15 protein-coding genes are annotated in these 20,918 nt (G+C 70.6%); 7 read left to right on the forward strand and 8 right to left on the reverse strand.

The annotated features are described in order from the left end of the window. Positions 1 to 27: 27 nt before the first annotated feature. Complete coding sequence (greA, locus tag ACFYWG_RS17640; RefSeq protein WP_383506063.1) at positions 28 to 525, reverse strand: transcription elongation factor GreA; 498 nt, start codon at positions 523 to 525, stop codon at positions 28 to 30. A 178-nt stretch (positions 526 to 703) separates the two neighbouring features. Continuing rightward, on the reverse strand, positions 704 to 1,102 hold the full coding sequence (locus ACFYWG_RS17645; protein ID WP_376328908.1) for a DUF4307 domain-containing protein: 399 nt from the start codon (positions 1,100 to 1,102) through the stop codon (positions 704 to 706). Positions 1,103 to 1,250: 148 nt separating this feature from the next. Between ACFYWG_RS17645 and mca the strand changes: the two genes are divergently transcribed. Together mca and ACFYWG_RS17655 are read left to right on the forward strand one after the other, a co-directional pair. Continuing rightward, positions 1,251 to 2,132, forward strand: a complete 882-nt coding sequence (gene mca / locus ACFYWG_RS17650) for a mycothiol conjugate amidase Mca (protein ID WP_376328910.1) — start codon at positions 1,251 to 1,253, stop codon at positions 2,130 to 2,132. Next, on the forward strand, positions 2,125 to 2,415 hold the full coding sequence (locus ACFYWG_RS17655) for a hypothetical protein (RefSeq protein WP_376328913.1): 291 nt from the start codon (positions 2,125 to 2,127) through the stop codon (positions 2,413 to 2,415). The genes mca and ACFYWG_RS17655 overlap by 8 nt, the downstream gene beginning before the upstream one ends. Before the next feature lie 202 nt (positions 2,416 to 2,617). Here the strand turns inward: ACFYWG_RS17655 and ACFYWG_RS17660 are convergent, their stop codons facing one another. The 6 genes from ACFYWG_RS17660 to ACFYWG_RS17685 form a co-directional block, all read right to left on the reverse strand. Further along, positions 2,618 to 5,815, reverse strand: coding sequence for a tetratricopeptide repeat protein (locus ACFYWG_RS17660; RefSeq protein ID WP_389202081.1), 3,198 nt, complete (start codon positions 5,813 to 5,815; stop codon positions 2,618 to 2,620). A 536-nt stretch (positions 5,816 to 6,351) separates the two neighbouring features. Continuing rightward, positions 6,352 to 6,885 (reverse strand): hypothetical protein, encoded by a 534-nt coding sequence (locus tag ACFYWG_RS17665; RefSeq protein WP_389202083.1) that lies wholly within the window; start codon positions 6,883 to 6,885, stop codon positions 6,352 to 6,354. Positions 6,886 to 6,911: 26 nt separating this feature from the next. Continuing rightward, positions 6,912 to 8,954 carry a hypothetical protein gene (locus ACFYWG_RS17670; RefSeq protein ID WP_389202085.1) on the reverse strand — a complete coding sequence of 681 codons (2,043 nt, stop codon included), beginning with the start codon at positions 8,952 to 8,954 and terminating at the stop codon, positions 6,912 to 6,914. Next, positions 8,951 to 10,126 (reverse strand): purine phosphorylase, encoded by a 1,176-nt coding sequence (locus ACFYWG_RS17675; protein ID WP_389202087.1) that lies wholly within the window; start codon positions 10,124 to 10,126, stop codon positions 8,951 to 8,953. Before ACFYWG_RS17675 ends, ACFYWG_RS17670 begins: the two co-directional genes overlap by 4 nt. After that, a complete protein-coding gene (locus tag ACFYWG_RS17680) occupies positions 10,127 to 10,849 on the reverse strand; it encodes an NUDIX domain-containing protein (protein WP_389202089.1) in 723 nt (240 codons plus the stop codon). Positions 10,850 to 11,308: 459 nt separating this feature from the next. Next, the gene (locus tag ACFYWG_RS17685; RefSeq protein WP_389202091.1) at positions 11,309 to 11,875 is read right to left on the reverse strand and encodes a Uma2 family endonuclease; all 567 of its coding nucleotides are present in this window, start codon (positions 11,873 to 11,875) and stop codon (positions 11,309 to 11,311) included. Between the two features lie 228 nt (positions 11,876 to 12,103). On the opposite strand from ACFYWG_RS17685, the gene ACFYWG_RS17690 reads away from it, so the two are divergent. The 5 genes from ACFYWG_RS17690 to ACFYWG_RS17710 all read left to right on the forward strand — a co-directional run bounded on the left by ACFYWG_RS17690 (position 12,104) and on the right by ACFYWG_RS17710 (position 20,802). Further along, positions 12,104 to 14,134 carry a thioredoxin domain-containing protein gene (locus ACFYWG_RS17690; protein ID WP_389202093.1) on the forward strand — a complete coding sequence of 677 codons (2,031 nt, stop codon included), beginning with the start codon at positions 12,104 to 12,106 and terminating at the stop codon, positions 14,132 to 14,134. A gap of 146 nt (positions 14,135 to 14,280) precedes the next feature. Then, complete coding sequence (locus tag ACFYWG_RS17695; RefSeq protein WP_376328930.1) at positions 14,281 to 15,564, forward strand: glycosyltransferase; 1,284 nt, start codon at positions 14,281 to 14,283, stop codon at positions 15,562 to 15,564. Beyond that, positions 15,561 to 17,210 (forward strand): ArnT family glycosyltransferase, encoded by a 1,650-nt coding sequence (locus ACFYWG_RS17700; protein ID WP_389202095.1) that lies wholly within the window; start codon positions 15,561 to 15,563, stop codon positions 17,208 to 17,210. The genes ACFYWG_RS17695 and ACFYWG_RS17700 overlap by 4 nt, the downstream gene beginning before the upstream one ends. Then, complete coding sequence (locus tag ACFYWG_RS17705; RefSeq protein WP_376328935.1) at positions 17,207 to 18,400, forward strand: glycosyltransferase; 1,194 nt, start codon at positions 17,207 to 17,209, stop codon at positions 18,398 to 18,400. Before ACFYWG_RS17700 ends, ACFYWG_RS17705 begins: the two co-directional genes overlap by 4 nt. Next, positions 18,397 to 20,802, forward strand: coding sequence for a galactose oxidase-like domain-containing protein (locus tag ACFYWG_RS17710; protein WP_383505104.1), 2,406 nt, complete (start codon positions 18,397 to 18,399; stop codon positions 20,800 to 20,802). Before ACFYWG_RS17705 ends, ACFYWG_RS17710 begins: the two co-directional genes overlap by 4 nt. The last annotated feature ends 116 nt before the right edge of the window (positions 20,803 to 20,918 follow it).

The raw sequence follows: 20,918 nt of genomic DNA on the forward strand, positions 1-20,918 counted from the left end.
CAGGACGATGAACCGGAAGGGGGAGGGTCAGCCCTCGTACGGCTCGGCCTTGAGGATCTTCACCGAGGCCTTCTTGCCGTTCGGCAGCTCGTACTCCGCGTCCTCGCCGACCTTGTGGCCGATCACGCCGGTGCCCAGCGGGGACTGCGGCGAGTAGGTCTCGATGTCGGAGCTGGCGTACTCGCGCGAGGCGAGCAGGAACGTCAGCGTGTCGTCCTCGTCACCGTCGAAGGCGATCGTGACGACCATGCCGGGGGCCACCACGCCGTCGGCGGCGGGAGCCTCACCGACCTTCGCACTCTCGAGGAGCTGGGTGAGCTGGCGCACACGGAGCTCCTGCTTGCCCTGCTCCTCCTTGGCCGCGTGGTACCCGCCGTTCTCCCGCAGGTCGCCCTCCTCGCGCGCCGCGGCGATCTTCGCGGAGATCTCCGCCCGCGCGGGACCAGTAAGGTACTCAAGCTCAGCCTTGAGCTTGTTGTACGCCTCCTGGGTCAGCCAGGTGACGTTCTCGCTGGTCTGGGTCACAGGTGCTCCTCGTAGGTACTGGGAATACAAAGCATCGCCCTACCCAGAAGCATGTTCCTTCACGGAAGGGCGAAACCACGAGCCTAACAATTCAGGGGCTTCAGGGGGAGGACATAAGCGACGAGAATCACGTCGGCGCAGGTCAGCCCCGACGGATTGCGGGCGCCCCGGGCCGCTGTCAGCCGGTATGGCAGCCCAGCAGCTCGGCCGTCGTCCCCGGCGAGGTCGTACGGAGCGTGACGACCTTGTCGATGCGGGTCGCGTCTCCCGAGAAGCGGAAGTCGGCCCGGCCCACCTCGGCCCCGTTCTCGGCCTGCGAGCGGACCGTGCAGTAGCCGTCGGTGCCCGCGTCCTTGTGGACCTCCAGGTGCACCCGGACGGAATCCTCGCCCTGCTCGAAGCTGATGACCTCGGCGCTGATCTCGTTCTTGCCGACGTAGTGGTAGCCGAACCAGCCGACGAGGCCCAGCAGCGCCACCGCGAGCACGGCGCCGACGACCTTGAGCGTGCGGTCGGCGCGCTCGTCCGAGGTGCGGCCGTAACGGCCCTCGGGCGGCCGTGTGCTCGCCGTGGTCATGATCGTCCTCCAGACAGGGCCGGGACGCGTGTCCCGAAAGGGGCCCCGGGACCCGGCCCCGGAATTATTCGCCCCCCGATTCGGTCACTATAGAAGCCGCCGATTGCGCCGACGCACACCGGGCGCCGACATGACTGAGGATTGAGTCTTGACTGACCAGTTGCGACTGATGGCCGTCCACGCCCACCCCGACGACGAGTCGAGCAAGGGCGCGGCGACCATGGCGAAGTACGTGTCCGAGGGGGTGGACGTGCTGGTCGTGACCTGCACGGGCGGGGAGCGCGGCTCCATCCTCAACCCCAAGCTCCAGGGTGACGCGTACATCGAGGAGCACATCCACGAGGTACGCAAGAAGGAGATGGACGAGGCCCGCGAGATCCTCGGCGTCCAGCAGGAGTGGCTCGGCTTCGTCGACTCGGGCCTGCCCGAGGGCGACCCGCTGCCGCCGCTGCCGGAGGGCTGCTTCGCCCTGGAGGACGTCGACCACGCGGCCGGCGAGCTCGTGCGCAAGATCCGCGCCTTCCGTCCCCAGGTGATCACCACCTACGACGAGAACGGCGGCTACCCGCACCCCGACCACATCATGACCCACAAGATCTCGATGGTGGCCTTCGAGAGCGCCGCGGACACCGAGAAGTACCCGGAGGCCGAGTACGGCCCCGCCTACCAGCCGCAGAAGCTCTACTACAACCAGGGCTTCAACCGCCCCCGCACCGAGGCCCTGCATCAGGCCATGCTCGACCGCGGCCTGGAGTCGCCCTACGGGGACTGGCTCAAGCGCTGGGAGGAGTTCGGGATGAAGCAGCGCACGCTGACCACCCACATCCCGTGCGCCGAGTTCTTCGAGATCCGCGACAAGGCCCTGATCGCGCACGCCACGCAGATCGACCCCGACGGCGGCTGGTTCAAGGTCCCGATGGAGATCCAGAAGGACGTCTGGCCGACCGAGGAGTACGAGCTGGCGAAGTCCCTCGTCGATACCTCCCTCCCCGAGGACGACCTCTTTGCGGGCATCCGCGACAATGCCTGACATGAGCGCAAGCGCAAGCCTGGCAATGACGCACCTCGTCACCATCGCCAAGGAGATCGACGAGGACAAGGTCACCCCCGGCGTCCTCGGCTTCATCGTCTTCGCGGCGATGGCCCTGGCCGTGTGGGCCCTGATGAAGTCCATGAGCCGGCACATGAACAAGGTCGAGTTCACCGAGGTCCCGGACCCCAGGGAGCCCGCCGACGCGGACCCGTCCCCGGCGGCCCGGTCCGCCGGCACCGCCGACGCGGGGCCCTCGGGCCGGGGCGAGAAGCAGGCCTGACCGTGGCCGGCCGGGCGGACCCGGCCGGCCACCGCACCCGCCGGCGGCCTCACCACCGCCGACGGGTGCGGCAGGCATCCCGGAACCGCGCGCGTCCGCCCCGGCCCGCGCCTCGCGGCCCGGGCCGGCCGCGGCCCTGCCCGTCCGCGCGAGCAGCCGCCCGAAGGCCGACGCAGCCTCCGGCACGCCCCCCGCGCGGGTCTCACGCCCGGGACTCCACCGCCACCCCCATCACCTCGCGCGCGTGCCTGCCCGGCGTCATCCCGAGGCCCCACGCCTGCCAGCCCGCCTCCAGGCTCACGCCGCGCTCCAGCAGCAGGGCCCACGCCCCGGCGCAGTCGTCGAGCTTGTCGTCGCGCAGCGGGTGGTCCGCGCGCGACAGCCGCGACAGCTCCTCCTGGGCCACCGCCGTGCCGACCTCCACACCGCCCGGCGCCCCGTACGGCAGCAGCGTGCAGCGCAGGAAGCGCGCCCAGTCCTCACCCCGCCGGTCCCCGTACGACGCGAACAGCCCCACCGCCTCGTCGCACAGCGCCAGCGCCTGCTGCGTACGCCCGTTGCCCGCGTCCACCACCGCCAGCTCCAGACACGTCCACGCCTCCCCGTGCGCCACCCCGATGCGCTGGAAGTCCGCGCGGGCGTCCACCAGCAGCTGCCGGGCGAAGCCGGAATTGCGCAGCGAACCCGTCTGCGCCGCCCGCTGGTCGCGCGTGACCCGCGCCGAGTGGTGCCGGGCACAGGCCAGCCCGTACACGTCCCGCATCCGGGAGAACATCGTCCGCGAGCGCTCCAGCTCCCGCACCGCCCGGTCCAGATCGCCCGTCTCCTCCAGCGCCTGACCCAGGTAGTACAAGGTCCACGCCTCACCGCGCGCGTCCTCGTTGTCCCGGTGCCGCGCCGCCGCGCCCCGCAGCTCCTCCACCGCCCGCGCCGCCTCACCCGAGACCAGCAGCACCCGGGCCAGCTGCGTCAGCGCCCACGCCTCACCCCGCGCGTCACGGGTCCGGCCGTACAGCTCCAGCGCCGCCCGCAGCTCCGCCTCCGCCCGCGCCACGTCCCCCATGCGCAGACCCAGCTGACCCAGCTGGAAGTGCGCCCACGCCTGGCCGTGCACCGACTCGCCCCTGCGGTGCAGCACCAGCGACTCCGTCAGCAGCTCCAGCGCCTCACCCAGCCGCGCCCGGTCCCGCTCCACCGCCGCGAGCGCGTGCATCGTCCACGCCCGGTCCGTCGCCAGCTCGGCCGAGGACTGCAGGGCCAGCGCCTCACGCAGCTTCTGCGACGCCTCCGTCAGATTCCCCTGGTGGTGCAGCGTGATACCCAGGGAACACAGCGCCCGGGCCGCCCCCGCGTCGTGCTGCGCCTCCCGGTACAGGTCGACCACCGAGGCGAGCGTCGTACGGGCCTTGTCCAGCTCGCCCAGCTGCCGGGCCGCGATGCCCGTGCGCCACTGCACCGAGCGGACCAGCAGCCCCTCGTCCACCGCCTGCGCCAGCTCGCTGATCTCGCCCAGCCGGTACAGGTCGCCCCGCAGCAGGCAGTAGTCGCACAGCGCCCCCAGCAGGTTCAGCACCGCCCCCCGGTCCACGCCCTCGGTGTGCCGCAGCGCCGCCGTGATGAAGCTCGACTCGTCGTCCAGCCAGCGCAGCGCCTCGTCGAGGGAGGTGAAACCGTACGGGCTGAAACGGTTGGTACGCGTCGACACGTTGCCGTCGACCATGCGCAGCACCGAGTCGGCCAGCTCCGCGTAGTTCACGATCAGCCGCTCCTGCGCCGCCGCGCGCTCGGCCGGATCCTCCTCGTCCATCAGCCGCGCCCGGGCGAAGGAACGGACCAGGTCGTGCAGCCGGTAGCGGTCCCCGCGCACCGGGTCGATCAGACCCGCGCGGGACAGGGCCCGCAGATGACGGGTCGCCTCCGCCTCGTCCGTGGCCAGCAGCGCGGCCGCCGCCGCGGCACCCAGCGACGCCCGGCCCGCCAGGGCCAGCCGGCGCAGCAGCCGGCGCACCGTCTCCGGCTGGTCGGTGTAGCGCAGCCACAGGGCCCGCTCCACCGGCTCCACCGGCCCGTACGCCTCCAGGTCCGCGGCCAGCGCCCGCGGGGAACGCGGACCGAGCCCCGAGCCCGCGATCCGCAGCGCCAGCGGGAGCCCGCCGCACAACTCCCGCACCCGGTCCGCCGACTCCGCGTCGTACGGCCCGGACCGGTCCTCCGCCGCCGCGCCCAGCAGTTCCTGCGCACCGGCGGCGTCCAGCGGCTCCACCGCCAGCCGGTGCACCCGCGCCGGCAGGTCCGCTGCCTCCAGCGGCTCCCGCGCGGTCACCAGCACCAGGCTGTCGGACCGCTCCGGGACCAGGGCGCGGATCTGCCCGGCGTCCGAGGCGTCGTCCAGGACGATCGTCACCGGCACGCCCGTCAGATGCTGGTGGTACAGCTCGGCCAGCCGCCTGACCTGCTGGTCGGGGGAGGAACGCTCCCGGAACAGCAACTGCTCGCGCGGCGCCCCCAGCCGGTTCAGCAGGTGCAGCAGCGCGTCACGCGTGGACAGCGGCGCCCCGCCCGGGCCCTGCGCACGCAGGTCGACGACGCAGGCGCCGCGGAAATGGTCCTTCAGCTCGTGCGCGGCGGCCACCGCGAGGGCCGTCCGGCCGCTGCCGGGCGCACCGTGCAGCACGACCACGCTCGCCCGGGTCTCCGTGCTCGCCCGGGCCGCCTGCACCCACTGCCGGATCTGCGCCAGCTCCCGCCGCCGCCCCGCGAACGGCTCCACCACGCGCGGCAGCTGCGCGAACGACTGCGCCAGCACGTTGCGCCCCCGGGCCGCCGCGCTCTTGTCCGCCCCCCGCAGCCGCGGCCCCGCCTTCTTCGGCCCGGTCGACGCGGCGAGCATCCGCTGCTGGTCCAGGAACGGCCGGATGCCCCGCACCTCCAGCGCCGTCAGCCACTGCAGCCGCAGCTGCTCCGGGCCACCGGGCTGGCCGAGCGCTCCGGCCCGGTGGTGCGCGGCCGGCACGTGCGAGCCGGCCACCTTCGCGACGGTCGCCGCCGCGCCCACCACCGCCACCGTCGCGCCCGCGCCCAGGGCCGTGCCCGGGCCGGTGCCCAGCGCCAGGTCCGCGACGACCGCCGCGACCGCCGCCACCCCCGCCACCAGCAGCGGCGTCCCCGCGCCCTCCCGGGCATAGCGCTGCCCGAAGGTCAGCTGACCGGCCGCGGCCTCGTCCAGGGCGCGCGTGTACGCCTCGTACTCCTCGGACGCGCTGCGCGCCATCTCGTCGAGCGCCGCGCGCGCCCGGGCGAGCAGCACGCCGCCGTCGGTACGCCCGCCGGACCGCCGCACTTCCTCCTCCACGGCCCGCGCCAACAACCGCTCGGCCTCCCCCCGATGACCGTCCCGCATGTCACGTCCCCCTCCGGTGGCAACGGCGTTCCCGCCAAGTGTGCTGTGCCCCGCCCGCCCTGGGGAGAGGGCACGGTGATCCGGGCCCCCGCACACCGGCCGCGCCCGGGACGCCTGCCGGGTGGCACGCGGGGTACTGCGGCAGGATGGACACCATGCCGAACCGACTGGCGCACGAGACGTCCCCCTACCTGCTCAGCGTCGGGTGCAGCAGCTGCCACTGGTGCCAGTGCAGGTGAACAACCAGGTGGTTTTGACCTGGGGCGTTTCCAAGGAGTGGCCGGTATGGACACATCCGGTGAGCGGCTAGATGGAGACGGGTGCCCCGTTTCCCACAGACGTCCTCTTGGTCGATCCGAGGCAGCCTCGGCATCCCCCGGGAACGCTTCGTTTCCTATCCCGACGCTGTTGTCGCTTGCCAGGACTTACTGCTCGGCTGGTCCGCGAGCCCGAGTCGTACGCCTGCTGACTCTACGGCGGAGTTCGACTCGCGCCCCGCGGCCGGGGGTGCCGTACGCCTGTCGAGGCCTGTGGTGCTACCGCTCCGTACGGCGCAGGAACTGCAAGCCCAGCACGGCCAGGGCGAGCGTCTGTCCGAGAGACGCGACCAGGAGCAGGGGTTGAACGACGGGAGAGCACCAGAACGCGGTCGTGCAGACCATGGGCAGGACCAGGTACGTGAACAGGTCCACTGCGCTCTGAAGTCGCTTGCGCACGGTGTGGCCCGCGACGTCGCGGTGGTAGACCTCCCAGCCGAACACCGCGCCGTCGGCCGAGGCGAGCTCCCCCAGGCGGGGTCCCAGCCGGTCGCGGACATAGTCGCCGATCGCCGAGATCTTCTCGTCGTTGGCCAGGTAGGTCCAGCCCAGGATCAGACAGATCGCTGGAACGAATAGCAGCAGCCGGGACTGTCCGCTCTGGGCGGTGATCGCCACGACCGCGGTGGCTGCGGCGAGCGTGAAGTAGAGCAGGTTGTCGCGAAACCCTATGCGGGTCTTCTGTTCCTCCTTGAGACGGTCGTACTCGGCAAGCAGAACCTTGCTCTCGGTGACGTCGTCCGTGCGGGTCACAGGTGCTCCTCGGCTCGAGTTCAGGATCAGCCGGCGACCTGAAAGGGTGCCAGGTTGTCGGGGCCGTGCCGTTCGATCCAGCTCTTCCCGTCCGCCGCTATCCCCTCCAGGAGGCGGAAGGTGTGGGTAGAGCCGGCCGCGCTGAGGCTGATCTCGGAGATTTCCTGGGGATTCTCCGTCGGCGCCAGCTGACGGGCTTCGGCGTCCTTGACGCGGATCTTCCTGGCTGGTCCGTTGGAGAGGAGAAGCTCCAGGTCGTAGCCGACGTCGGCGTTCTCCGTCACCTGCACGGAGGTCAGGGCGTCGAACCGGTAGTTGTTCCGCTGCTCGTTCCTGCGCGTCGCGTCGGAGAAGTCGAACTCGGAGCTGACCTCGCGGATGCCGTCCTGGGTGAACAGGAACAGTCGGAAGACGTAGTGCGAGTACCGCCATGGGCCGCCGCGGACCCGGCCCCGTTTGTAGGAGGGAGCCGGGGCCACCAGGATGGTGTGGGTGATCAGGTCACGCCAGGTGAGCCGGTGGTGTTGAAGCGCCTCGTCGACGAACGACGTCTTGTCGCAGGCGAGCCAAGTCTCCATCTCCTGTTCGCTGGGCCGCTTGTCGTCCAGGAAGGACTGCCAGCGCTGGTAGGCGCTCTGCCGTGCGGCCAGTTGTTCCCGGTACTCCCGATTCTCCCGGTCCAGTCGGTACTCCTCACGCCGGACCTCCAGCCAACGGGAAGCGGCTGCGTGCCCGGACCAGGCCGCACCGAGCACGGCCAGGAACGCCCACAGAACCTGCTGCTGGGCGGCATCGGTGACCGCCGTGGCGAACGCGGCCAGAGCCGCCGTGCCGAGAACGGCGAGGGCTGCAACGGTCAGGGCCTTCGTCCTGCCCGGAGTCCGTTCCTGGTGGTGCTGATCGAACAGGGTGCCGCTGTTGTAGCGATTTCGGGCATCCTCGGCGAGGTACCGGATCAGCCATTCGACCCGCTCCACACCGATCCGGCTCTCCCGGTAGAGATCCGCGATCTCGGCGGCGAGGTCGCTGCGGATCTGATCCGTGTGGGCGAGCCAGGCGTCCGAGGTGAACCCGTGGGGCCTGCGCCTGCTGAAGTAGTGATCGAACGAATGGCGGACGCGCTTGGTGAACCTACCCTCGGCGGAGTCCGGGTCGGAGTCGGGTCCGGAGCCCGGGCCGGGGGCTGAGCCGGAGGCAGGTTCGCGTGGGTGGGGGGCGCGCGCCCCGGCCGCGAGGCCCGGCCCGGGCCACCGGCCCCACCACCGGACGCCGAAGCGGGCCGCGGTCAGGCCCGCGCCGAGTGCCACCGTCAACTCGACGATCGCCTGGGCAGGATCCGTGAGCAGTGCCAGGACCCAGAGGAGCGCACTGCTGACGACGAACAGGATCGCGCGGAGGGGGAGGGCCGCCTTGGCGGCGGCAGCGGTGCTCGGGCGGGGTGGAACGGCCCGTGCCCCGATGGGGGTGGGTGCGAAATAGGCCCAGACCCGCTGGCCCCGGTCGTTGGCGAAGCGTTCTGCCTTAGCCCGTTCAAGGGTTTCCGCCCACACGTAGTCCTTAACGCCTCCGGTGAGCATGAGGTCGAGGTGGCGGAGGATTGCGTCGTGCTGGCGGTGCGGCAGGTCCTGCAACTGCTTCAGCACGCGTCCGGTCTCGCTGCCGGCGGTGCTGAGCGCCGCCAACAGGTCGAAGGTGACGCGTAGGGCTTCCGTCCACTCGTCCTCGGCGTAGTCCCGCACGCGCCCGGCGGTGTAACGCAACCGCTGAACCTCTTCGTCGCTCAGGTCGTGGTGGGTACGTGCGCTGAGCATGGCCAGCACCCAATGGAAGCGCACCTCCGTGCCGTCGTGGCCGTGGGCGATCGCATCAGTGATCATTTCCCGGGCGCGACTGGGGACGCCGTCCTCCAGGAGTCGCACGCCGACCCGGTACTTCTCCTGCGGCGAGGCGTCCGGGTGGACGATGTAGACGTGGGAGTCGTGGACGGTCTCGGCCTGAATCCCGACGGTGGAGTACGCAGCCGAGTTGTACGAATCCGAGCTGTACGTGGCACTGTCGTCGCGGCTCATGCCAGGCCACCGGCCGCAGCGACCAGGGGTGCCAACGCAGCTACCAGCGCGGGGCATTCCGCGACCAGTCCACGCAGCCTCTTGAGCGCAAGGACGGTTTGCTTCGACGACTCAGGGGCACGCTCTCCGGCCGACCGGAGGGAGGATTCCAGATCGGTCAGAGCCGCCTGGTAACTGTCCTCGTCGAGCACGCCCTCGGCGCGGTGCCACCTCAGCTGGTCGCGGAACCCGTTCAGTTCCGTGACCAGGTCCGTCGGACCGGATGCCTTCGGGGCCGTGCCCATGTGGACATTGCTGCCCGTGACCGTACTGGCCATGATGCCGACGGTGCTGTTGTGAGCGGTGTTGACGACCCCCCGCTCCAATCGCTCGACCGAACGGTCCCTGTCGTCCCGGGCCATCGCGGACTGCATGGCGGACTCCCCCTGCTCGTCCACCAGTTCGACTGCCAGGCGGAGGGCGAAAGCCGCCGCGTTCGCCGCGGCCCGAGGCTGCCAGCTGCGGTCGTCCGAACTGTTCTTCGTGCCGTCCGCACGGTCGCTTATTCCCCGGACGATGGCCACGGGAGCTCCGCTGAGATGGCCGGCCTGGGCCACACCGGCGGCCTCCATCTCGATGGCGAGCGCATCGTTGTAGTGCTGCCGGATCCACTTCGCCTCGGCCGAGATCCTCGAGTTCTGGACGATCTCGCCGGCGGCGACAGCCCCGAAACGCACCTGCGGTCGGTCCTCGTGACCAGGCGGGGGATCCGCCCAATCGTCCAGACGGGCCACGTGCGAGGCGAGCTGGCTGATACCGTGCGGCGCTTCCCACACCCGAGGGCGAGCTTTGAGCCCATCGTCCTCGCTGGTGCCGCCGTGGTAGGCGTACACATGCGACGCCACCACCACGTCACCCAGCCTTGTGGCATCCCACAGAGCGCCGGCGACCCCGACGAACAGCATGGCCCCGGGCGAGAACTCCTGGATCGCGCGTTCCGCGATCACCGCGGAGGACTGGTTTCCCTTGCTCGTCAGCCCGAGCGCGACACGGCACGACGTGCCCTTCACGACGCCCACTTCGAACCGGGTACCACTCTTGTGGAGATGTAATCGGAGATCCACCAGCCTCTCGCGCACGGACTGATACTCAAGATTGAGGGCGGTGAGAATCACCACCAGGTCTTTCGACATCTACTCCTCTTCCCCTGTCGTGTGGGGTCGGATCAGCGGTGGGAACAGCACGGTGTTCGGCCCGGCCCGGTACAGCCGCGCGGGCCTCCCCCCTGTGGCCTTGCGGTCTGCGCCGGTGGGAACGATGAATCCCTTCGCGGCCTGGACCTTCCGGTAGAAGTTGCGGGTGTCGAGCGGAGTGCCCCAGACGGCCTCGTACACCTGCTGCAGCTCCGCGATGGTGAAGCTCTCCCCGCAGAAAGCGGTGGCCAGCGCCGAGAACTCGATCTTGGCGCGCGCGCGTTCGATCCCGTCTGCGACGATGCGACGGTGGTCGAACGCGAGAGCGGTCTCACCGGACAGGACGGCGTCCGCGGGAATCCACGCGGCCTCGGTGGCATCCGTCCCCGCGACGGGATCGGGCAGCCCCGGTGCGATCGCCAGGTGAGCTACGGAGACGACTCGTCCCCGCGGGTCGCGGCCCGGACTTCCGTACACGGCCAGTTGCTCAAGGTGCACCCAGCCGGAGGTCAGTGCCGTTTCCTCGCTCAGCTCGCGGTGGGCGGCGTCGAGGATCTCCTCGGCATCGTGGTTCAGAAATCCTCCCGGCAGCGCGAGGGCGCCCTGGAAGGGTTCCTCGCCCCGTTCCACCAAGAGCACGTGCAGACGACTCTCCCGCAGCGTCAGGATCACGAGATCGACTGTCAGCAGGACGGGAGGTGGTGACCATGCGTCATCTGGCATGCTTTGCAAGGTACTTCAGATACTGTCACTTACACAAGAAGTCGGGGCGGTGCGATCGACGCACCACTCGCCCCCAAGGGTCCCGGCGTGGCTGAATGGCCGGCGGTCCAGCCGGCGGTTCCGGGGCAGTGGGACCCCGGCCCGGCCGAGCGTGGCGGGCTCGGGCGGGTTTCGGTGCTCGCGTCAGTCATACTCCGCGACGTCCCGGGGGAACGGGACCAACGGCGAGTACTACAGCCAGGCGAAGGCCGTGATCGACAACCTGGTCGACTGCAAGCTCAACGAGGGCCCCGGCGAGAACGCACAGGTCGGCACCTGGTTGAAGCTGTCAGTTTCCCACCGGACCGTCTACGACGGGTCCGGGCCGGTTGGGGTCGATGCCCAGAGCTCCCCAGTTGCGGACATGTCTCAGCCCGCAGGACGTCGGAGGCGCCGCGGGCGCGGGCGATTCCTCGTTGCTCACAGGGTCCCGAGGTCGACCGTGACAGGGAAGGGCGCGGTGGCCTTCACGGTGCCGGTGAACACCTCGCCGTCCCGGTAGGCCCTGGTGGCTGGGTCGAGGACGTAGGTGTAGACGATCGGAACGCCGGTGGCGGACTGCTCGATGCGCCAGTAGAAGGGGATGCCGGCTTTGGCGTACTGGTCCACCTTCACGATCCGGTCGGTGGTCTCCGAACCGGGCGACACGACTTCGACGACCAGGAGTACGTGCTCGGGGCGGGTGGGCGTGAGGTCGATGGTCTCCGCCCGGTAGACGGTGACGTCCGGTCGGCGGTTGGTGAGTGGAACGTCCTGCAGGCGGACGTCGAAGTCCGTGTCGGCGTTCCAGTCCGGGCCCGCGGCGGCGTCCAGGGCATTGGCCAAGAGTCGAGCCAGCCGGTTGTGCCGTTTGGAGGCGCTCGGGGCCATGACAATCATCCCGTCCACGATCTCGATGCCGGCGCACTGCTCCTCGGACCAGGAGTCGTACTGTTCCGCACTGATCTGCGTGTGCATCCACGCGGGCGCCACCATCTCGGCGGTCATGAAGTACCTCCTTCGAGGATGCGGTGCTGCTCGACTCAGCGTACTAACCGCTTCCAGTCGGGCACCGGCTTCGGGTCGGCGCAGAACCTCCAGCGTCCGGCGGCCTGGGGTGCAAAAGGGGCGCTCCGCAGTCACCACGTGATGGCGCATGAGTGCAAATCGGCCAAGTAGGGCGAAGGCTTCCGGGTCGAACTGGCAGGACCGTGTCGGCGTGAGAGGCTGGGTCGTATGAACCGGTTGGCTGGTGTGACCTCGCCTTATCTGCTTCAGCATGCCGATAATCCGGTCGACTGGTGGCCTTGGGGGCCGGAGGCGTTCGAGGAAGCGAGACGGCGCGATGTGCCCGTGCTGTTGTCAGTCGGATACTCCGCGTGCCACTGGTGCCATGTAATGGCGCGCGAGTCGTTCGAGGACGGGCAGACCGCCGAGTACCTCAACGCCCACTACGTGAGCGTGAAGGTCGACCGCGAAGAGCGGCCCGATGTGGATGCCGTCTACATGGAGGCCGTGCAGGCCGCCACCGGGCACGGTGGGTGGCCCATGACCGTGTTCCTGACGCCCGAGGCCGAGCCCTTCTACTTCGGTACGTACTTCCCGCCCGAGCCCCGGCAGGGCATGCCCTCGTTCCGGCAGGTGCTGCAAGGGGTGAGCCAGGCGTGGCAGGAGCGGCGCGAGGAGGTCACCGAGGTGGCCGGGAAGATCGTGCGGGACCTGGCCGGGCGGGAGATCTCCTACGGGGACGCGCAGACGCCGGGGGAGCAGGAGCTGGCGCAGGCGCTGCTCGCGCTGACCCGGGAGTACGACCCGCAGCGCGGCGGGTTCGGCGGGGCGCCGAAGTTCCCGCCGTCGATGGTGCTGGAGTTCCTGCTGCGCCACCACGCCCGCACCGGGGCCGAGGGCGCCCTGCAGATGGCGGCCGACACCTGCGAGCGCATGGCCCGCGGCGGCATCTACGACCAGCTCGGCGGCGGTTTCGCCCGGTACTCGGTCGACCGCGACTGGGTCGTGCCGCACTTCGAGAAGATGCTGTACGACAACGCCCTGCTGTGCCGGGTCTACGCGCACCTGTGGCGGGCCACCGGCTCGGAGCTGGCCCGGCGGGTCGCGCTGGAGACGGCCGACTTCATGGTGCGCGAACTGCGGACGAACGAGGGCGGGTTCGCGTCCGCGCTGGACGCCGACAGCGACGACGGCACCGGCCGGCACGTCGAGGGCGCGTACTACGTGTGGACGCCGGGGCAGTTGCGCGAGGTGCTAGGGGAGCAGGACGCCGAGGTCGCCGTCCGGTACTTCGGCGTGACCGAGGAGGGCACCTTCGAGCACGGTCAGTCCGTGCTGCAACTGCCGTTGGACGACGGCCTGTTCGACGCGGAGCGGATCACCTCGATCCGGGAGCGGCTGCTGGCGGCGCGGGCGGAGCGTCCGGCGCCCGGCCGGGACGACAAGGTCGTCGCCGCGTGGAACGGCCTCGCGATCGCCGCGCTGGCCGAGACGGGCGCCTACTTCGACCGGCCGGACCTCGTCGAGGCCGCGCTGGCCGCCGCCGATCTCCTGGTGCGGCTGCACCTGGACGAGCAGGCGCGTCTGACGCGTACCAGCAAGGACGGTCACGCGGGGGCCAACGCCGGTGTCCTGGAGGACTACGCGGACGTGGCCGAGGGGTTCCTGGCGCTGGCGTCGGTCACCGGGGAGGGGGTGTGGCTGGAGTTCGCCGGGTTCCTGCTCGACCATGTGCTGGCCCGTTTCGCGGACCCCGAGTCGGGTGCGCTGTTCGACACCGCCGCCGACGCCGAGCGGCTGATCCGCCGGCCGCAGGACCCGACGGACAACGCCACGCCGTCCGGCTGGAGCGCGGCGGCGGGTGCGCTGCTGAGCTATGCCGCGCACACGGGTTCCGTGCCGCACCGCACGGCCGCGGAGAAGGCGCTGGGTGTGGTCAAGGCGCTGGGTCCGCGGGTGCCCCGGTTCACCGGCTGGGGGCTGGCCGTGGCGGAGGCCGTGCTGGACGGCCCGCGCGAGGTGGCGGTCGTGGGGCCGTCACCGGCCGACGCGGGCACCAGGGCCCTGCACCGCACGGCGCTCCTGGGGACGGCGCCGGGGGCGGTCGTGGCCGTGGGCGTCCCGGGCAGTGAGGAGTTCCCGCTGCTCAGAGACCGTCCGCTGGTCGGGGGTGAACCATCCGCCTATGTCTGCCGTAACTTCACATGTGACGCACCGACAACGGACGTTGAACGGTTGCGTGCGGTGCTGAGCGACTGAAGTCGGGAATCAACGGAAACACGCTCTTTATCGGAACAGCCCCCGGGCTTCACAGTTCCCCCCTAATCTCTGCACGGTGACGTGACGGGAGAGGGCCGCATCGGCACACCGTCACGACGGGGGCTCTGGGATCTGGGGGGATCTGCTTGCTGACGTCTGTCTTCATCGCTGCCGTGTCTCTGGCTCTGTTCTGGATGGCGGCCTTCACCCTGTGGTGGCAGATGCACGCCTGGCGTACGCCGGAAGTGCTCGCCTCGACGCGGTTCAGCAGTCCGGACGGGGACGAGCACGTCTCGTTCTCGCTGCTGCTGCCCGCGCGGCACGAACAGGCCGTGCTGGACCACACGATCCAGCGGCTGCTGGAGTCGAGCCACACCGACTTCGAGATCATCGTGATCGTCGGGCACGACGACCCGGAGACCACCGCGGTGGCCGAGCGGGCCGCGGCGCGTGACCCACGGGTCCGAGTCGTCGTCGACACCCACGAGAAGAAGAACAAGCCGAAGGCCATGAACACGGCGCTGCCGCACTGCCGCGGTGACGTCGTCGGCGTCTTCGACGCGGAGGACCAGGTCCATCCCGAGCTCCTCGCGCACGTCGACCACGCCTTCCGCACCACGGGCGCCGACGTGGTGCAGGGCGGGGTGCAGCTGATCAACTTCCACTCCAGCTGGTACAGCCTGCGCAACTGCCTGGAGTACTTCTTCTGGTTCCGCTCGCGGCTTCATCTGCACGCGCAGAAAGGTTTCATTCCGCTTGGCGGCAACACCGTCTTCGTCCGCACCGACGTGCTGCGGCAGGCGGACGGCTGGGACCCGGACTGCCTCGCCGAGGACTGCGACCTGGGGGTGCGCCTGTCCAGCGTCGGCAAGAAGGTCGTCGTCGCCTACGACTCCGACATGGTGACCCGCGAGGAGACCCCGGGCTCGCTGATGTCGCTGCTGAAGCAGCGCACCCGCTGGAACCAGGGCTTCCTCCAGGTCTACCGGAAGAAGGACTGGAAGCAGCTGCCCACCCTCGGGCAGCGCCTGCTGGCCCGCTACACCCTGATGACGCCGTTCATGCAGGCCTTCACGGGCCTGATCATCCCGCTCAACGTGGCGATCGCGCTCTTCCTCGACGTGCCCGTCGGCATCGCCTTCATCACCTTCCTGCCGGCCGTCACCGCCCTGGTGACCTTCGTCTTCGAGATCGTCGGCCTGCACGACTTCGGCAAGCAGTACGGGCTGCGCGTGCGGTTCGTGCACTACCTGAAGCTGGTCCTGGGCGGCCCCTTCTACCAGGTCCTCCTCGCCGGTGCGGCCCTGCGCGCGGTCTGGCGCGAGCAGCGCGGCCGCAACGACTGGGAGCTGACCAGCCATGTCGGGGCGCACCTCGACGAGACGGCCGTGACCCGGCAGGACGCCACCCGAGAGGACGTTCCCGCGTGACCTCCACCCTTCCCGCGGCGGCCACTGCGAAGGTCCCCGCGCAGCGCCGGCCCGTGCCCGGCACCACCATGCACCGCCGTCCCCAACCGCCGAGCCGGCTGCGCTCCTCACGGCCCGACCTGCTCCTGTGCGGTGTCCTGCTCCTGGCGATCCTCGTCGTGCAGGGCTGGAACATCGCCGACTACCCCGCCCTCAGCGACGACGAGGGCACCTACCTCGCCCAGGCCTGGTCGGTGCAGCAGGGCAACGGCCTGGCCCACTACACCTACTGGTACGACCACCCGCCGCTGGGCTGGATCCAGATCGCCGTGCTGACCTGGATCCCCGCGCTGATCAGCCCCGAGTCGATGACGGTGGGCACCATGCGCGCCGTGATGCTGGTGATCAGCGGCATCAGCGCGGTCCTGGTCTACGTGCTGGGCCGCCGGCTGGCCCTGCCCCGCTGGGCGGCCGGGCTGGGGATGGCGCTGTTCGGCCTGTCACCGCTGTCGGTGGTGCTCCAGCGGGAGATCTTCCTGGACAACCTGGCGGTGATGTGGACGCTGCTGGCGTTCACCCTGGCCGCCTCCCCGAGCCGCCACCTGTGGCACCACTTCGGCGCGGGCATCGCGGCGGCCACGGCCGTCCTCACCAAGGAGACGATGCTCGTCGTCCTGCCGGCCCTGTTCCTCACCATGTGGCGGCACAGCCACCGCGACACCCGGAAGTTCGCGCTCACCGGCGCGGTGACGGCCTGCGCCCTGATCGGCTTCTCCTACCCGCTGTTCGCCCTGCTCAAGGGCGAGCTGCTGCCGGGCGCCGGGCACGTCTCCCTCTGGGACGGCGTCAAGTACCAGATGACCAGACCCGGTTCGGGGTTCATCCTCGACCAGGGCTCCGGCTCCTGGGGCGTGCTCCAGTCGTGGCTGTACTACGACAAGATCCTGCCCCTCGGCGGTCTCGCGGGCGCCCTGCTGCTCCTGGTCACCTGGCGCTGGTCGGTCACCGCCCGCGCCCTGGCCGGACCGGCCCTGGCCGTCGCGATCTTCGCCGCGCTCGCCCTGCGCCCCAACGGCTACCTGCCCGCGATGTACGTCATCCAGGCCCTGCCGTTCCTCGCCCTGGTGCTGGCCGGCGGCACCGCCTCCGTCGCCCACGCGGTGCTCAGGCGCCGCCGCTCCGAGGCGGAGAAACGCTCCGTCAGCGTGGGCCGGTACGCGCTCGCCGCCGTCCTCGCCCTGGCCGCCGGTGCCTACGTCGTGCCCCGCTGGTACGACGGCGCGCACACGGCCGTCACCACCGACGCCAACGCCCCCTACAAGGCCGCCTCCGCGTGGCTCGCCACGGAGGTCGAGAACCCGGAACGCACCCGCGTCCTGGTCGACGACGCCCTCTGGCTGGACCTGGTGCACCAGGGCTACCGGCCCGGGCTCGGCGTCATCTGGTTCTACAAGGCCGACCTCGACCCCGCGGTGACGAAGACGATGCCGCGCGGCTGGAAGGACCTGGACTACGTCGTCGCCTCGCCGACCGTGCGGCGGGACGCGGCCGACCTGCCCAACGTCAAGGCCGCCATGGAGCACTCGGAACCGGTCGCCACCTTCGGCACCGGCGAGGACCGCATCGAGATCCGCCGCATCCACACGTCCGCCGGAGGCGCCCGATGAGCCAGGAGTACACCGCCCCGCGCGAGGTCGTCGAGACGGCCGAGGTCCCGGAACCGGGCGCGGTCACCATCGTCGTACCGACCTTCAACGAGTCGGCGAACGTCCGGCAGTTGCTGCGCCTGATCACCGAGTCGGTGCCGGCCCGGCTGCCCTGCGAGGTGGTGTTCGTCGACGACTCCACCGACGACACGCCCGCGGTCATCGAACAGGCGGCGCAGGACTGCCCGTTCCCGGTGACGGTGCTGCACCGCGAGGAGCCGGCCGGCGGGCTCGGGGGCGCGGTCGTCGAAGGGCTGAAGGCGGCCACGTCCGACTGGATCGTCGTCATGGACGGCGACTGCCAGCACCCGCCGTCCCTCGTGCCCGACCTGGTCGCCACCGGCGAACGGGCCAACGCGGGACTGGTCGTGGCCTCCCGCTACATCAAGGGCGGCAGCCGGGCCGGGCTCGCGGGCAGCTACCGCATCGCCGTCTCGCGCGGGGCGACCTGGCTGACCAAGGCGCTCTTCCCGCGGCGGCTGCACGGCATCAGCGACCCGATGAGCGGGTTCTTCGCGATTCGCCGCAGCGCGGTCACCGCCGACATCCTGCAGCCGCTCGGCTACAAGATCCTGCTGGAGCTCGCCGTCCGCAGCCGGCCCCGCACGGTCACCGAGGTGCCGTTCGTCTTCCAGGACCGGTTCGCGGGGGAGTCGAAGTCGACCGCGCAGGAGGGGATGCGCTTCCTGCGCCATCTGGCCGGGCTGCGCGCCGCCTCGCCGGTGGCGCGGATGGTGGGCTTCGGCCTGATCGGGCTGACCGGCTTCCTGCCGAACCTGCTGGGGCTGTGGGGGCTGACCGCGCTGGGCATGCACTACGTGCCGGCGGAGATCCTCGCCAACCAGCTGGGGGTCGCCTGGAACTTCGTGCTCATCGAGCACCTGCTGTTCCGCGAGCGGCGCCGGCACCGGCGCTGGTGGGACCGGGCCGGGCGGTTCGCGCTGCTCGCCAACGCCGACCTGGTGCTGCGCATCCCGCTGATCGCCCTGTTCGTGCACCAGCTGCACCTGGGCGTGCTGTCCGCCACCGCGCTCGCGCTGGTGACGACGTTCGTCCTGCGCTTCGCGGCGACCGAAGCGCTGGTCTACCTGCCGCGCCGGGGGCGTGAGAAGCCCGCGCGTGACGGCCGCACCGCAAGGAGAGCCGCGTGAACCTCCGACGCACCCTGACCGCACTGCTGTCCGTGGCGGGCCTCACCTCGGGCCTGCTGCTGACCGCACCCCAGTCCGCCTCCGCCGCCAACCTGATCAAGAACCCCGGCTTCGAGACCGCCGGGAGCGGTGACATGCCCTACTGCTGGGAGAAGTCCGGCTGGGGCGACAACGACTTCACCTTCACCACCACCGCCGACGCGCACACCGGCTCCAAGGCCATGAAGGTCGCGCTGACGCGCCGCGTCGACGGCGACCGCAAGGCCCTGATCACCGAGTCCGCCGCCTGCGCGCCGGTGGTCACGCCGGGCAAGCAGTACGACCTCGGCCTCTGGTACAAGACGACCACGCCGGACGCGGCGATCACGCTGTTCCGGCACGACACCACGGCCGGCTGGCAGTACTGGACCGACCTCAAGACCCTGGACCTGGCGGGCTCCTGGACCGAGGCCACGGTCCGCACCCCGGAGGTCCCAGCGGGCACCGACCGCATCTCCTGGGGCGTCTCGGTCTACGGCACCGGCTCGGCCACCACCGACGACTACACGATGGACCAGGTCCCCGACCCGGTGCTGCCGCCGCAGTGCACGGGCACGGCCGAGCAGTGCGCGAACGGCAAGTGGGACGTGCTGCCCACGCAGAACCCGGTCCGCTCGATGCACTCGGTGGTCCTGCACAACGGCAAGGTGCTGCTGATCGCGGGCTCCGGCAACGACGAGTCGATGTTCGAGGCCGGCACCTTCACCTCGGCGGTCTACGACCCGGCGAACGGCTCCTACAAGATCGTCCCCACGCCGAAGGACATGTTCTGCGCCGGGCACGTCCAGCTCCAGGACGGCCGCGTGCTGGTGATGTCCGGCAACAAGGGCTACCCGACGGCGGACGGCCGGATCGGCTACCAGGGCTACAAGGACTCGTACGTCTTCGACCCGGAGACCGAGACGTACAGCAGGACCAACGACATGAACGACGGCCACTGGTACCCGTCGGCCACGATCCTCGGCAACGGCGACGTCATCTCCTTCGGCGGCCTGCGCGAGGACTCCACCGGCTCGGTCGCCGCCGAGCTGTTCTCCGAGGCCGAGCAGCAGTGGCAGCCGCTGTGGAAGGTCAACCAGACCTGGTCGTACTGGGGCCTGTACCCGTCGATGATCCTCATGCAGGACGGCCGCCTCTTCTACTCGGGCAGCCACGTCTTCGGCAACAACATCCCCGGCACCGGCTCGGCGATCTACGACTACGGCGCCAACACGATCACGCAGGTGCCGGGCCTGCGGAACAAGGACGAGCGCGACCAGTCGGCCAGCGTGCTGCTGCCTCCGGCGCAGGACCAGAAGGTCCTCACCCTCGGCGGCGGCAACATCGACTCCAACCCGCAGGCCAACCGCCTGACCGACATCATCGACCTGAAGCAGCCGAACCCCTCGTACACGGCCGGGCCGCCGATCCCGCAGGGCACGGTGGACCTGGGCAACGGACCCGTCCCGCAGACCGGGAACCAGGGCAAGATGTACGTCTCCGCCGTGCTCCTGCCCGACGGCAAGGTGCTGGAGACGGGCGGCGCCCTGCACAACCGCGCCAACCCGGTCTACGAGACGTCGATCTTCGACCCGGCGTCGGAGACGTTCGACCCGGTGGCCGTCGACCCCGAGGCCCGCGGCTACCACTCCTCGGCGTTCCTGCTGCCCGACGGCCGCGTGATGACCACCGGCGACAACCCGGGCAACGGCTCCTGGAACCACGACGTGTCGGTCTACAGCCCGCCCTACCTGTTCAAGGGCCCGCGTCCGCGGATCACCTCGGTCATCGACACCGAGTGGACCTACGGCGACACCCAGCGCATCACCGTGGACCGGCCCGTCGCCAAGGCGCAGCTGATCCGCCCGGCCGCCGTGACGCACTCCTCCGACCCGAACCAGCGGTTCGTGGACCTGCCGCTGTCGGTCGACGGCGACAACGTCGACCTCAACGTGACGAGCAACCCCAACCTGGCCCCGCCCGGCTGGTACATGCTCTTCGCGGTCGACGCGAACGGGGTGCCGTCGGTGGCGAAGTGGGTGCACCTCCAGGGCCCGCAGGCCCTCAAGGCGACGGACGCCTCGGCCCACGTGCACGACTTCGCGGACGCGCCCAAGGGCAAGGTGACGGGCCCGGGCAAGAAGCGCACCTCGCAGAAGGTCAGCCCGACGATCTCCGGCTGCGACCGGCACTACGGCTCGATCAACGTCTGCGTGCCGACCGACTTCCCGGCGGAGGTGAAGCAGACGACGGCGGCCCGCTGCGCGTGGCTCAAGGCGAACGACTACGGCCGCCTGAAGGTCAACGGCAAGGACGATCCCCTGGGCCTGGACAGGAACAGGGACGGCATCGCCTGCGGCAGGGGCGACCTGGCCCGGCGCTAGGCGCGGCACGCCCCTCCCAGGGGTGCGGGGGACCGCACGGCCGGATCCGACGGCCGCGCGGTCCCCACGGCGCTCAGCCGCCGCCCACGGTGCCCCGATGTCCACGGCGCTCGGTC

Source organism: Streptomyces sp. NPDC003456, from assembly GCF_042878735.1.
Lineage (GTDB): Bacteria > Actinomycetota > Actinomycetes > Streptomycetales > Streptomycetaceae > Streptomyces.